This is a genomic window from Rhodococcus sp. H29-C3 (assembly GCF_030063405.1).
Lineage (GTDB): Bacteria > Actinomycetota > Actinomycetes > Mycobacteriales > Mycobacteriaceae > Rhodococcoides.
Genome location: NZ_JASITC010000001.1, coordinates 634,842 through 647,712, shown reverse-complemented (window position 1 = coordinate 647,712; position 12,871 = coordinate 634,842). Strand labels below are relative to the sequence as shown.

General features: G+C 63.5%; 12 protein-coding genes and 1 riboswitch. Of the genes, 6 read left to right on the top strand and 6 right to left on the bottom strand.

Going from position 1 to position 12,871, the window contains the following annotated elements:
* Positions 1-39: 39 nt before the first annotated feature.
* On the bottom strand, positions 40-1,353 hold the full coding sequence (locus QMK32_RS03200; RefSeq protein WP_283473177.1) for a M1 family metallopeptidase: 1,314 nt from the start codon (positions 1,351-1,353) through the stop codon (positions 40-42).
* A gap of 26 nt (positions 1,354-1,379) precedes the next feature.
* Positions 1,380-5,309, bottom strand: coding sequence for a Pls/PosA family non-ribosomal peptide synthetase (locus tag QMK32_RS03195; RefSeq protein WP_283472935.1), 3,930 nt, complete (start codon positions 5,307-5,309; stop codon positions 1,380-1,382).
* 220 nt (positions 5,310-5,529) lie between these two features.
* Positions 5,530-5,645, top strand: a riboswitch (SAM riboswitch).
* Positions 5,646-5,699: 54 nt separating this feature from the next.
* On the opposite strand from QMK32_RS03195, the gene QMK32_RS03190 reads away from it, so the two are divergent.
* Both QMK32_RS03190 and QMK32_RS03185 read left to right on the top strand, forming a co-directional pair.
* Positions 5,700-7,112 carry an aminotransferase class V-fold PLP-dependent enzyme gene (locus QMK32_RS03190; RefSeq protein ID WP_283472934.1) on the top strand — a complete coding sequence of 471 codons (1,413 nt, stop codon included), beginning with the start codon at positions 5,700-5,702 and terminating at the stop codon, positions 7,110-7,112.
* A gap of 140 nt (positions 7,113-7,252) precedes the next feature.
* On the top strand, positions 7,253-7,780 hold the full coding sequence (locus QMK32_RS03185; RefSeq protein WP_283472932.1) for a hypothetical protein: 528 nt from the start codon (positions 7,253-7,255) through the stop codon (positions 7,778-7,780).
* A 77-nt stretch (positions 7,781-7,857) separates the two neighbouring features.
* On the opposite strand, the gene QMK32_RS03180 is transcribed toward QMK32_RS03185, so the two are convergent.
* Positions 7,858-8,331: a YbaK/EbsC family protein gene (locus QMK32_RS03180; RefSeq protein ID WP_283472930.1), complete on the bottom strand. Its 474-nt coding sequence runs from the start codon at positions 8,329-8,331 to the stop codon at positions 7,858-7,860.
* Positions 8,332-8,370: 39 nt separating this feature from the next.
* Positions 8,371-9,363 (bottom strand): hypothetical protein, encoded by a 993-nt coding sequence (locus tag QMK32_RS03175; protein ID WP_283472928.1) that lies wholly within the window; start codon positions 9,361-9,363, stop codon positions 8,371-8,373.
* Between the two features lie 129 nt (positions 9,364-9,492).
* Here QMK32_RS03175 and QMK32_RS03170 point away from each other — a divergent pair, with 129 nt between their 5' ends.
* Genes QMK32_RS03170 through QMK32_RS03155 form a run of 4 tightly spaced genes read left to right on the top strand, consistent with a single transcriptional unit; the run spans position 9,493 to position 11,647 of the window.
* On the top strand, positions 9,493-10,074 hold the full coding sequence (locus QMK32_RS03170; RefSeq protein ID WP_283473176.1) for a TetR/AcrR family transcriptional regulator: 582 nt from the start codon (positions 9,493-9,495) through the stop codon (positions 10,072-10,074).
* A gap of 29 nt (positions 10,075-10,103) precedes the next feature.
* Positions 10,104-10,325, top strand: coding sequence for a DUF6480 family protein (locus QMK32_RS03165; RefSeq protein WP_283472926.1), 222 nt, complete (start codon positions 10,104-10,106; stop codon positions 10,323-10,325).
* A gap of 35 nt (positions 10,326-10,360) precedes the next feature.
* The gene (locus tag QMK32_RS03160; RefSeq protein ID WP_269302533.1) at positions 10,361-11,188 is read left to right on the top strand and encodes a crotonase/enoyl-CoA hydratase family protein; all 828 of its coding nucleotides are present in this window, start codon (positions 10,361-10,363) and stop codon (positions 11,186-11,188) included.
* 6 nt (positions 11,189-11,194) lie between these two features.
* A complete protein-coding gene (locus tag QMK32_RS03155; RefSeq protein ID WP_283472917.1) occupies positions 11,195-11,647 on the top strand; it encodes a MarR family winged helix-turn-helix transcriptional regulator in 453 nt (150 codons plus the stop codon).
* Positions 11,648-11,712: 65 nt separating this feature from the next.
* Here QMK32_RS03155 and QMK32_RS03150 read toward each other — a convergent pair whose 3' ends face one another.
* Both QMK32_RS03150 and QMK32_RS03145 read right to left on the bottom strand, forming a co-directional pair.
* Complete coding sequence (locus QMK32_RS03150) at positions 11,713-12,183, bottom strand: PAS domain-containing protein (RefSeq protein ID WP_269302537.1); 471 nt, start codon at positions 12,181-12,183, stop codon at positions 11,713-11,715.
* Positions 12,184-12,299: 116 nt separating this feature from the next.
* Positions 12,300-12,791 (bottom strand): inorganic diphosphatase, encoded by a 492-nt coding sequence (locus tag QMK32_RS03145; protein ID WP_269302538.1) that lies wholly within the window; start codon positions 12,789-12,791, stop codon positions 12,300-12,302.
* Positions 12,792-12,871 lie beyond the last annotated feature (80 nt).

Sequence of the window (12,871 nt, the reverse complement as noted above, 5' to 3'; positions counted from 1 at the left end):
CCAGCGTCGGCGGCGGAGCCTACGGAAGCGGGCCGGAGCCTACGGAAGCGCCGGCAGCTCCGCCTGATAGAGCCAGCTGTCCCAGAGTGTTCGCGGACAACCGAAGCGCGATGCCAGGTCGATGAAGTCCTGGCTCGATACCGTCGAATAGCGATACTCTTTGGTCCACAGCTGAATCAGTGCGAAGAACCGCTCGTCACCCACGGTCCTCCGCAGTGAATGCAATGCCAGCGCGCCACGTTTGTAGACCCGGTCATCGAACAGCTTGGCCTTGCCTGGATCGCCGAGTATCAGATCCTTCGGCAAGGTCCGCTGGATGGCGTATGCGCGCTGCGCCTTGTCGTGAGCGCTTGCGCCACCGGAGTTTTCGACCCAGATCCATTCGGAGTAGCACGCGAAGCCTTCGTGCAGCCAGATGTCCGCCCAGGTTCCGAGGGTGAGGCTGTTGCCGAACCACTGGTGCGCAAGCTCGTGTGCGACAAGGCGTTCGAAGCGGCGATCACCCGAACAATGATTGGCGCCGAAGATCGAAATGCCTTGCGCCTCGATCGGAATTTCCAGTTCGTCATCGGTGACGACAACGGTGTAGGCCGCGAACGGGTACGGGCCGTACAGGCGGACGAAGGTCTCCATCATCTGGGCTTGACGGCCGAAATCGTGATCGTAGTGCCGACGCAGCCGTGGAGGGATGATCGCCTCTATCGGTACGGGCTCGGTGCTGGTGACGCGGTGCTCGTAGTGCCCGATCTGGATGGTGGCAAGGTACGTCGCCATGGGCTCGGGCTGCTCGTATAGCCACGTCGTGCGGCTCGCCCGCGTCTGCTTGCGCACCAACGTTCCATTGGCCACCGCATAGTAGGGCGAGTCCGTGGTGATCGTGATGCCGTAGCTCGCTTTGGATACGGGATGGTCGTCGCAGGGAAACCAGGACGCGGCACCGTTGGGTTGGCTCGCGACGATGGCCCCTTCGGCGAGTTCGTCCCAGCCGACTTCACCCCAGAAACTGTTGATGGGCTTGGGAATTCCGCCGTAATGCACGGTAACGACGAGCGCCCCACCCGAGAGGATCGGTTTGGCCATGGTGATCTTCAACTTGCCGCGCTGCTGCGAGAACTTCACCGAGCGAGACCCGTTGACCGACACCTTGGACACCCGCAGTGCAGGCCCGAGATCGAGCGCGAACTTCGCAATGGTCGCGGTGGTGACGGCGGTTATCTGCGCCGTTCCGGTCAGTCGATTGCTGTCGACCTTGTATTCGAGATCCAGCTCGTACCGCGAGACCCGATATCCGCGGTTGCCGCTCTCGGGCAGGTACGGGTCGATCGGCGCATCGTTGGCGTCGAGGTCGAACATCGGAGTCACCGTTTTCGGGCCAGGTTTCACAGGGTCGCCTCGGCCGCTGCAGTGATCCGGCGGTACGGATCGCCCTTTGCCCACGGCGCGATCGGGTTACCCTGCCAACGCGTGTGCGCAGGCACGGTGTCACCGCGCATGACCAGAGATGCCGGCCCGACGGTCGCACCGTCGCCGATTCCCGCGGCAGGCAGTGCGACGCAATGCTGCCCCAGTGTGGCTCCTCGTCCGAGGGTGACGCTGTCCATGGACATGATCCGATCATGGAACAGGTGCGTCTGCACAACGCACCCACGGTTGACTGTCGCGCCGTCGGCAAGTGTCACAAGATCGGCTTCCGGCAGCCAGTATGTTTCACACCAGACTCCGTGGCCGATGTCCGCGCCGAGCCAACGAAGCCACATGTTGAGCACCGCCGTGCCTTCTGCTGCCCGCGCGAACCACGGGGCCGCGACGGTTTCGACGAACGTGTCGGACACTTCGTTGCGCCACACGAACGAGCTCCACAGCGGGTGTTCCACCTTGTCGATGCGGCCGACCCAGGCCCACTTCGCCAGCGCGGATATGGCGGCGGCGACGGCACCGGCAATCAGCAGTACGACTCCGCTGAGTAGAGCGGCAAGCCAGTACCCATGACTGTCGGCCAATGCGAAGAGTCCGAACAACACACCAAGGCCGATCGCGAACGTCACAACCACGGGAATCAGTCGGCAGGTCTCGACGAATGCCCGGGCGATCTTGAGCTTCGTCGGCGGATCGAACGTGCGCGAGGAGTCTGCTCTCCCGGAGGCACGACGCAACCGCACGGGTGGGCTGCCGAGCCAGGACGATCCTGATTTCGCCTTGTCCGGGGTAGCCGACAGCACTGCGACGAGGCCGTTCTTCGGGACTGTGCGTCCTGGACCCGTCATGCCCGAGTTGCCGAGGAATGCGCGCTTGCCGACCTTGGCATCCCCGAGGCGCATCCAGCCGCCGCCTAGCTCGTAGCTTGCGATCATCGTGTCGTCGGCGAGGAATGCACCGTCGGCGACGGTGGTGAATTTCGGAATCATCAGCACTGTCGAGGCCTCGACGTCCTTGCCGATCTTGGCGCCGAGAAGTCGCAGCCATCCCGGCGTCAACAAGCTGGCGTAGAGCGGGAACAGGAAGGTGCGCGCGGAGTCCATGAGTCGTTCCGTTGCCCACACCTGAAAGCCGATTCGGCTGCGAACCGGGTGATAGCCCTCGGTCAGGCCGATGCTGCACAGACGCACCGCGGCCACCGTGATGAGCGCGAACGTCGCGAGCGAGACCATCGTGGCGACAGGTAGCAGCAGCACGCCGCGGCCGAGTGCACCGAGCAGCGTCGCCGCAGTGTGCAGCCACCAACCCATCAGTACCAACGAGACGCCGATCGAGAAGATCGCCATACCCGACAGGAACAGCGACGCGACGCCGTACGCCACGATCCACCGGGTCGCGCGAGGTGGTGTTTCCTCGGGCCACGGGTGCTCGGCCTTGCCGATCTTCGTGGCGGGGGAGCCCGCCCACATCTGACCGGCTTTGACGCGTCCGACAACCGCGGAACCTGCAGTGACGACGGCGTTCTTGCCGACCGAGGTGCCGGGAAGGAGCGTCGATCGTGCGCCGACAGTTGCCCCTGCACCGATCCTGATGCCGCCGATGTAGACGATGTCACCGTCGATCCAGTGACCGGTTAGGTCGACCTCGGGTTCGACGGAGCAGCCGTCGCCGAGTTCGAGCATTCCCGTAACGGGAGGCATGGTGTGCAGATCGACGCCCTTGCCGATCTTCGCGCCGAGTGCTCGGGCGTAGTAGACCATCCACGGTGCGCCGGACAGGTTGGAGGCGCCGCTGGCGTCGGTGAGGCGCGTTGCCGTCCACAGGCGCAGATGCACGCTGCCGCCGCGGTCGTAGGCGCCGGGCTTGACTCCGGTCAGCAGCAGGCGTGAGCCGACGACCGAGATTGCCATCCGGCCGACCGGCGTGATGAACAGCAAGAATGCGACCAGGAGCCACCACCAGGACACCGTCGGCGCCCATGGGACGTCGGCGAACCACGACATGACGTTGGCGAGTATGCCGAGCCAGGTGACCCACTGCAGACCGGTCAGCGTGGTCAGCGGCACCGTTGCGGCGATCTGGATCCACTGCGCCCGACGCGGTGTCGGGATGACCTCACGCGGAACGACGTCGACCGGCGGTGCGAGGTCGTCGAGCATGCGGGCGAGTGAGCCGAGCCGCGGATGGTCGTACAACTGCGCGACGGTGACCTCGGGAAAACGCTGACGCAGCGCTGTTACCAACTGCGCGGCGGACAACGATCCGCCACCGTTCTGGAAGAAGTCGGCGTTGTCGTCGGAGATCTGAGCGCCGAGAATTTCGGTCCACAGTTCGGCAACCCATCCTGCGGTTCCGCCGAGCCCGGAGTGTTCGCCCATGCCGGGGAGTGGCCACGGGAGCGCGTTTCGATCCACCTTGCCCGACGTCCGTGTCGGCAGCTCATCGACGAGGGTGAGCCGCGGAACGAGCGCCGATGGAAGTTGCTGGGCGAGCAGGGTGCGCGCGGCGTCGAGATCGAAGTTCGGGTCGGTGCTGGACAGATAACCGATGAGTACCGAGTTGCCCGCGCCGGTGGTGCGAATTGCAGCGGCAGCGCCGGCAACACCGGGGAGGGCCTGTAGTGCGTTGTCGATCTCGCCGAGTTCGATGCGTCGCCCGCCGAGCTTGATCTGATCGTCGGCGCGCCCCTGGAAAAGGAGACCTTCGAGCTCGAGTTTGACGAGGTCTCCGCTGCGGTACGCGCGCTCCCATCCGAGCGTGGGCATGGGCGCGTACTTTTCGGCGTCCTTCTCGGGGTCGAGATAGCGGGCGAGTCCGACACCCCCGATCACCAGTTCACCGACTTCTCCGACGGCTACGGGCTTGCCTGCAGCATCGACGACCGCGAGATCCCAGCCGTCGAGCGGTAGCCCGATGCGCACCGGACCCTTGCCGTCCATGATCGATGCGCAGGCGACGACGGTCGCCTCGGTCGGACCATAGGTGTTCCACACTTCGCGCCCGTCCACGGCGAGACGCTCGGCCAACTCGGGTGGGCATGCCTCGCCGCCGAAGATGAGCAACCTGACTGCTTCGAGGGCGACGGCAGGCCACAGGGCCGCCAGAGTGGGAACCGTCGACACGACGGTGATGTCGCGCGAGACGAGCCACGGACCTAGGTCCAGGCCACTGCGCACGAGCGAACGGGGTGCGGGCACCAATGCGGCGCCGTGACGCCAGGCGAGCCACATCTCTTCGCACGATGCGTCGAACGCCACGGACAGGCCCGCCAGCACACGATCGCCGGGGCCGAGTGGATCGTCCTGCATGAACATGCGCGCTTCTGCATCGACGAAGGCCGCTGCACTGCGGTGGCTCACGGCCACCCCCTTCGGGGTCCCGGTCGACCCGGAGGTGAAGATGACCCAGGCGTCGTCCTCGGGTGTCGGGGCGCCGACGTCCGAGGCGGGTGCAGTGTCTTTTTCGGCAGTGCCTGCAACGATTCCGCTCGCGGTCACCACCGCGGTGACTCGGGCCTCCCCGAATACGAGTTCGGCGCGCTCGTCCGGGTCGTCCGCGTCGACGGGCACGTAGGCCGCCCCGGCGTTCAGAATCGACAGAATGGCGACGTACAGGGCGAAGGATCCCGACGGCATGCGGATTCCGACGCGATCGCCGCGGCGAACACCGGCCCGAGACAGCCACTGTGATCCCTCGTCGATGTCTACGAGCAATTCGCTGTAGGACACCGCGACAGTGCCGTCGTCGATTGCGGGTGCGTCAGGGTATTGCTCTGCGGTGGCGCGGAGGATATCGATGAGCGTGCGCTGCTCGGGCGCGTGCTCGGAGCGCAAGAAGTCGGTGGGTACGTCGGCCGAAGGCAGCTCGGGGGCCGAATCCGCTTGTGGTTGCACAGAAAACCGGGTGTCCTTCTTCTCGTTGGTTCCGAATTGCGAGTGAACCTCGACGGTCGTTATCTCATGTTCGGGTGGCCGGAAGGTGAACGGACGGATGGATCGGTGAGGCTCGACACCGCGCGAATTCTACTCGGGATACGGCTTCGGCTCGGCTGGAGACGCGATTTCCTACCGGAAGGGTTGACAACCGCGTAGACCGTTTGCCATCCTCTTCACAGGTCATGAGTACCAGCATCGAGCCCCGGCTTGCTGGTCGGCAACCCTCCTCCGCGGTGGGGTGCTCCGGGTGACGACCTGGCTGACGCCGGAATACCGGCGCGGCAAGCGCGGACTCGATCGTCCTTCTTCGATATTTCGAGTCCCTTGATCTACAAGGGGATATTTGTCATGACTGCTGTTCTCGAAAGCTCGTGCGCACCGTTCGCCTTGGTCAGTGGGGCGGACCTCCAGGTCCCGCTGGTCGACGGCAGTACCTGCACTTATGCGAACTTCGACTACGCTGCCAGTGCTCCTGCTCTCGCAGCGGTGACCGATCGGATCCTCGAGCTCCTGCCCTTTTACTCGAGTGTGCATCGCGGCGCAGGCTATGCCTCGCGCGTGTCGACGGCGGCGTATGAAAAGGCTCGTACGACTGTCTCGGATTTTGTTGTTGCACACAGTGACTCGGTGACAATCTTCACCAGGAACACCACCGACTCGCTCAACCTGCTGGCGCGGTGCGTGCCCGGTGAGACCGTCGTACTCGACATCGAGCACCACGCAAATCTCTTGCCGTGGCGGGACCGCCGTGTCGTCGTTGCTGCCGACACCCTCGCTGAGACAGTGGCGCGCATCGAGGTCGAGCTCGCCACGAAACCTGCTGCGTTGCTTGCTATCACGGGCGCCTCGAATGTCACCGGTGAGGTGTTGCCCATTCGTGAACTCGCAGAGCTGGCTCATCGGTACGGTGCCCGCATACTCGTCGACGGCGCCCAGTTGGTACCGCATCGGCGGGTCGACATCAGCGACCTCGGCATCGACTACCTCGCCTTCTCCGGCCACAAGCTGTACGCCCCGCACGGTGCAGGAGTACTAGTGGGTCGTCGCGACTGGCTCGATGCGGCTCAGCCGTACCTGGCAGGTGGCGGTGCCGTGCACAGTGTGAGCGTGGAATCCACTGCATGGGCGCGCTCGCCCGCGCGTCACGAAGCAGGCACGCCCAATGTCCTCGGTGTCGCCGCAGTGGCTGCGGCGTGCGAGGCGCTCGCCGGGCACGAGAGATCGGGATCCGTCGAACACGAGCGTGCTCTGTCGGACCGATTGCGTGCCGGACTGACGGCAACCCCCGGCGTGCGCTTGCTCGAAGTGTGGACCGACGCTCCGGATACTGTGGGGATCGTCACATTCACGATCGACGGCTTCGGGCCCGGTGAAATCGCTGCCTACCTGTCGGCCGAGCATGGCATCGGTGTTCGAGACGGCAAATTCTGTGCGCATCCACTTCTTGCGCGCCTAGGTCGTCCCGACGGGGCAGTGCGGGCGAGCCTCGGTCTGGGAAGCTCGAGCGCCGACGTCGATCGCCTGCTCGGAGCCATAACGCAGCTCGTGCACGAGGGTGCTTCGTGGACATACGCGGAGGAGGACGGATGGTGGAATCCGGTGCCCGATCCGCGTCCCTTCCCCGATCTGGTGGACGGGAAGGCAGGAGTCGGATCGCCCTGTGTTCCTGCCGCGGTGCCGGTGAGTGCCCTCGGGGAGCCAGGTGCCGCTGAGTGGAACGAAGCCCCATCGCCGACTGAAGCGGTTAGCATCGGAATATGACAGCAATTGTCTTGTGGCGCAACCGTCGCTGGTGCGACAGGTACGTCGATTTGTGCCGGACCGCGTCCGGATCTTGTAGGCGCTCGGGTTAGACCCTTACAGAAGCCGCATCCCTTGCCTTGTACGAAGGACACGATCGCATGTCGCACAGTTCCGATATCGCCCACGCTCGCCCCATCCGGGTGGCCCTCGACGTGTTGGGTCAGTGGACCGAACTCACCGACTCGACTCCGTCTTCGGAGATGGTGAGAATTCAGGCCGAGGACCTACGGGAAGCGCAGAATCTGCGCACGCGGCTACGGGCCGAGGCCGTCGAGTCGGGCAAGAACGCCGACGACGTGGCCGTGTATCTCGATATCGAGATACATATTGCGGACGATGCACGCACTGCCCGTCGAGAGTTTTCAGGCCTCGACGCCCCGGTAGTTCCGGCCTCGATTCGCTATATCGGTACACCCGTCGGGCTGGCAGGCCTGATAGCCGATGTGAAAGCTGCTGACGTCGCCGATGGCGTCACCCTGATCGCGGTGGGTCCCCAGGAAGCGAATTTCGGCAAGGTCGCCTACGGCGTCGTGCCGTGGCTGGAAGATCGTGGCGTTGCGTTCTCGGCGTCGAAGGTGGAGGGAGCCACCGGAGTTCGACCTGCCTCGCACGTGCTCGCCTCGTAGCTCGCACTATTACTCGCTCCGCATCTGCCTTCATGTCCCCGGCAGCCTCTGCTGTCATGTCCCCGCAGCCTTTGCTTTCATGTCATAGACAGAGCGAGTCCGGCGGTGATGCGCAGCAGTTCCGAATAGGTCGTCCGGAAGAGCGTGTTCGGATGTCCTGCAGCAGCCCATAATTCGGGGTACTCGGCCAGTTGCTCATCGACGTATGTGGGCAGATTCGTCGGGTGACCCACCGGTGCGATGCCTCCGATCGGTTGACCGGTGCAGTGCTTGACCAGCTCGAGTGAAGCTTGCGACAACGTGCCCTCCAGGCGCCGACCTGTCCGATCGAGGTTCACGCGGTGCGCACCGGAGACGAGCAGTAGCACTGGGTCGTCGTCGAGCAGAAACACCAGTGACTTCACGATCGCGCCGACGTCGACGCCGAGAGATTCGGCGGCGGCGTCGGCGGTCACTGTCGGCACGGGCGCGGTGACGACCACCCCGTGATGTCCACGCGAGATCAGGACGTCCGCGACGTGGGCTGCGTTCGGGTGAAGAAGCCGGTGCATATGGCAAGCGTATTGCCAAACGGCAGTCCGTGCCTCGTACTAGGCGTCGACTGGGAGGTTCGAAGATTTCTGTTGTCTGCGGTAGGTGAAGCCGAAGAACAGGGCGAGTCCGATCACTGTGTACAGGACGAGTGCCAGGGCCGGTTGTCCCAGGCCGGTGCCGGAGAAGTAGACGATGCTCCGAACGCCTTCGGTGCTGACACCTGGGGTGATCCAGCGACCGACTGCCGAATAGAACTCGGGAAGCACGTTCGGACCGAATGCGCCTCCAGCGCTGGGGTTTCCGAGAATGACGAATACGATGATCGCGATCGGCACAGCGGCAACACCCACCGCAGCGCGTAGCCCCAGCGTGAACAGTGCTGTGGCCAGAACCACGGCTGTCCCCAGCAGTGCGAGAGGGAACCAGTGGCCGGCGAACGTTCCGAGAACATGCGTGGTGATGAACGCACCGAGGATTCCGGACAGGATCGAATAGCCGATGAGCACCCCGAATTGAGCCGACGCTTCGCGTAGCGACTTCGGTGCGCCGATGAGGAGCCCGATTGCTGCCGCGAGGAGGTACCCGCCGACGACCCAACCGACGGAGAGATAGAAGCCGGACAATCCGCGGTTGTCGTGGATACTCACGGGAATATCGTCGCGGACGACGAAGGTGCGGTTCTGACTCTGGTCGACCTTGGTGAAGATTGCTTCGAGCGAGCTGGCAATGGAACTGCCTGCAGCGCTGGCGGTGATGAGTGTATCGGTGCCCGTCGGGCTCAGAACGTAGGCGCCCAGGACCTCTCGGTTGCGGATCATTGCACGTGCATCACCCGTGCTGGCAGCAGTTCGGGCATCGAGGGGAGTGCCGTCGATGGCGTTGAGCTTGTCGGCTGTGTCGGAGTCCACTCCGGCAGGGAGTCCTTGCTCGGCTACGACCACGATCGGAATCTCACGAGGCGTGGGCTGATGGAAAGCCGCGACATAGCTGAGGATGAAGCCGAGTTGGAGTATCAGCACTCCGGCCGCTAGCCAGACAACCTTGCGCATGGGTCGAACTCCCTCTCGAACGAATTGTCAATACCTAAGGTATTGAATACTCTAGGTATCGTGATGGTAGATGGTCAAGAAGAGTGGCAGTCGACACAGATGCCGACGGCCAGGCCCGGACGCGAGAACGTGCGTGAGCGGCTGCTCGACGCCGCAGCCGACGAGTTCACCGAACACGGATTCGCGGCGGCCAAACTCCAGGACATCGCAAGACGAGCTGGATTCACCAAGGGCGCCGTCTACTCCAATTTCCAGTCCAAGCAGGCGCTGTTCGCCGAGCTGCTCTCGCGCCGTTCGCTGGAACTCGCCGCGCGAGTCGTCGACGACGTGTCCGACCTCGGGCCCGGGGACGCTGCCGGAGCAGGTGGTAGCGCCATCGCGTCGTGGATCGTCGCCGAGCCCCGGTGGCCACTGTTGGTGACCGAGTTCGGCATACATGCAGGTCGAGACCCGAAATTGGCGGAGAGCTACCGACGCGAGCGTCGACTTCTTCGAGAAGAACTCGCCAACCTGATCTCCGCCAGAGCCGAGCCGTGGGGCGTAGCGGACACCCTCGATGCGCGAGAAGTCGCGACGTCACTGCTGGCCCTGATCTCCGGACTGTCCGTCGAGCATTCCGTCGATCCGGACGAGATCGACGAACGAACCATCGGGGCCGCGATCACCGAACTCTTCGCAGGGGCAATCGCCCGGGCGACCGAGCAAGATTGAAGCGGTTCTCATCGGGTATTCAACCCGACATGAGCGCTCAGAACCCGGATCCGAACGAAACCGCAGGATTGGAACCAGGCGGCGGTGTTCAGCCCGGAGATACGCCACCGGCAGAAACTGGCGTCGGTGGGCCACATCACGAACCGCCGCAACGAGGGTTGGCATTACCGATCGTGTTTCTCGGTCTTATCGGGCTGGTTGTGATCATCGTCGCAGCTGGGCTGATCGGTCGAATCTTCGGTCTCTACTAGTAGGTGACCGCAGGCATGCCGCTAGGCTCAGCGGCATGAAGGAACAAATCTGGAACGCATTTTCCGTCGAAATCGCCGACCATGTGGCGGTAGTTACCCTGATCGGTCCTGGCAAGGGTAACGCGATGGGCCCGGACTTCTGGAACGAGTGTCCACTGGTTTTCGCGCAGCTCGACGCTGATCCCGACGTACGCGCAATACTCCTCGTAGGCTCGGGCAAACACTTCACTTTCGGTCTCGACCTGGCAGCGATGGCAGGCGAGTTCGCACCGCTGATGGCAGACAAGGCCCTCGCGGGTCCGCGCACCGCATTCCACAACACGATCAAGCGGATGCAGTTGGCCACCAACGCCGTTGCCGACTGTCGCAAGCCCGTCGTTGCAGCCGTGCACGGCTGGTGCATCGGTGGCGGCCTCGATCTCATCAGTGCCGCCGACATCAGGTACGCCAGCTCCGATGCCAAATTCAGTGTTCGCGAAGTGCGGGTCGCCATCGTCGCCGACATGGGTTCGCTCGCGCGACTGCCCGCGATCATCGGCGACGGTCACCTTCGCGAACTCGCATTGACGGGCAAGGACATCGACGCCGCTCGTGCCGAGAAGATCGGACTGATCAACGACGTGTTCGAGGGCCACGACGCGCTGATCGCCGGTGCTCGGGCTACGGCAGCAGAGATTGCCGCCAACCCGCCTCTCGTCGTGCAGGGCGTCAAGGAGGTCCTGGACAACTCACGTGCAGCCGACGTCGACGCCGGCCTGCGATTCGTAGCTGCTTGGAACGCGGCTTTCCTCGCCTCGAACGATCTGACCGAGGCGATCACCGCAGTGTTCGAGAAGCGCCCGGCAGAGTTCTCCGGAAGCTGACCCACCGTGGATTACGCCGAAGAAATCGGTACCCAGCTGGTGCGTCTGCAGCGCGCACGGGACCGCAAGATCGCGCAGCTGACCGAAGAGTCCGGTGGCGTCGACGGGGCAGCTTTCGTGTGCTTGTTTCGATTGCTTCGCGACGGCCCGATGAGGTCGAGTGAGCTGGCGGCACTGGTCAACTCGGACCCGTCGACGGTGAGCAGGCAGGTCGCCCAGCTCGTCGACCGTGGGCATGTCGAACGTGTTCGCGACGAGAGCGACGGCAGAGCGTTTGCCCTGGCCGTCACCGAGTCGGGCAAGGAAGTAGTTCATCGAATCCAGCTGCGCCGGACCGCGCACATCGGCAAGATCATCGAAGACTGGTCGAACGACGACCGTGCGTCATTGGTCGAACTGTTGGACAGATTTCTGACCGATTACGAGCGATCCAGAGTGGATACGTCCAGAGGTTCGTGAGGAACGAATCCAGGTCGGTCATGTCTCGTCTTCGGGCTACCCGGTCGAGGCATGACGACCCGGAGTCAGCGTAGGGCGCTTTTGGGGTCGTTCCAGAGTTGATCGGTGAAGTCCTCCAGCGCGACGAGTACGACCGTGTCCTCGGCTCGACGAAGGATCGATTTACTGGCCCGAACCTGGACCACATCGCCGGTCTTGTCGGTCATGCGCCACAGCGAATCAGCTCGCGTGGCAACCGTCGTCAAGAACATGTCGGCGACGTTGACGCCCTCGGGGGCCTGATCGGGAAAGATGTCATGCAAATGAAAGTCTGCACGAGCGGATTCCTCGGTGCCGAATAGATCGTCGAAGGCTTCGTTCGCGAACACGATTGCGCCACTGGGATCGACGGCGAGAATCGGCACGGGGATGCGGTCGAGAACAACCGTCACCGGCAGCTCCGGAAATTGTCCCGCATCGGAGACGAAGCTGACTTGTCTGTTCTTACGACGCTCGCCCGAATCTGCGGACGAATCGACGGAATTGCTTTCGCTCATAAATCTCCCCACTAGTGCGTCGATCGAACCATGCTGTGCTGCGTACCGCAGGGGAAGCGCAAACACTTCCCCTGCCGGGAACATTCAAGTACGGAACTGCAGGTGTCGAAAGGTTTTCAGTGCTCTGGATTGTCTGCCAAACGCTTGAACGATGCAGCGATTTCGGCTTCTGCCTCGGCCCGGCCTACCCAGTCCGCGGCCGTGACGTGCTTGTTGGGCTCGAGGTCCTTGTAGTGGACGAAGAAGTGCTTGATCGCGTCCAGTTCGAATGTCGAGACATCGCTGAGGTCCTGGATGTGGTCCCAGCGTGAGTCGCCTGCGGGTACACACAAGACCTTGTCGTCGCCGCCGGCCTCGTCCACCATCTTGAACATTCCCACTGGGCGGGCCTCGACGACGACTCCGGGGAAAACGGATTCCGGGAGAAGGACGAAAGCATCGAGCGGATCGCCGTCCTCGCCGAGGGTGTTCTCGATGAAGCCGTAGTCGGCCGGGTAACCCATCGCCGTGTACAGGTAGCGGTCGAGGCGAATTCGACCGGAAACGTGGTCGATTTCGTACTTGTTTCGCTGACCCTTGGGGATCTCGATGGTGACGTCGAACGACACGCGCTGCCCTCGCTCTTCTTTGTTCTCGTCTTGCGTCTCGAATGACGCACGATGGTGGCGGGGTCAGCGTACCGGACCCG

Excerpts from the sequence above, each read along its gene's own strand:
- QMK32_RS03150 (WP_269302537.1), bottom strand. The coding sequence starts at position 12,183 with ATGAGCGAAAGCAATTCCGTCGATTCGTCCGCAGATTCGGGCGAGCGT.
- QMK32_RS03160 (WP_269302533.1), top strand. The coding sequence starts at position 10,361 with ATGAAGGAACAAATCTGGAACGCATTTTCCGTCGAAATCGCCGACCAT.
- QMK32_RS03165 (WP_283472926.1), top strand. The coding sequence starts at position 10,104 with ATGAGCGCTCAGAACCCGGATCCGAACGAAACCGCAGGATTGGAACCA.
- QMK32_RS03200 (WP_283473177.1), bottom strand. The coding sequence starts at position 1,353 with ATGTTCGACCTCGACGCCAACGATGCGCCGATCGACCCGTACCTGCCC.
- QMK32_RS03190 (WP_283472934.1), top strand. The coding sequence starts at position 5,700 with ATGACTGCTGTTCTCGAAAGCTCGTGCGCACCGTTCGCCTTGGTCAGT.
- QMK32_RS03180 (WP_283472930.1), bottom strand. The coding sequence starts at position 8,331 with ATGCACCGGCTTCTTCACCCGAACGCAGCCCACGTCGCGGACGTCCTG.
- QMK32_RS03175 (WP_283472928.1), bottom strand. The coding sequence starts at position 9,363 with ATGCGCAAGGTTGTCTGGCTAGCGGCCGGAGTGCTGATACTCCAACTC.
- QMK32_RS03185 (WP_283472932.1), top strand. The coding sequence starts at position 7,253 with ATGTCGCACAGTTCCGATATCGCCCACGCTCGCCCCATCCGGGTGGCC.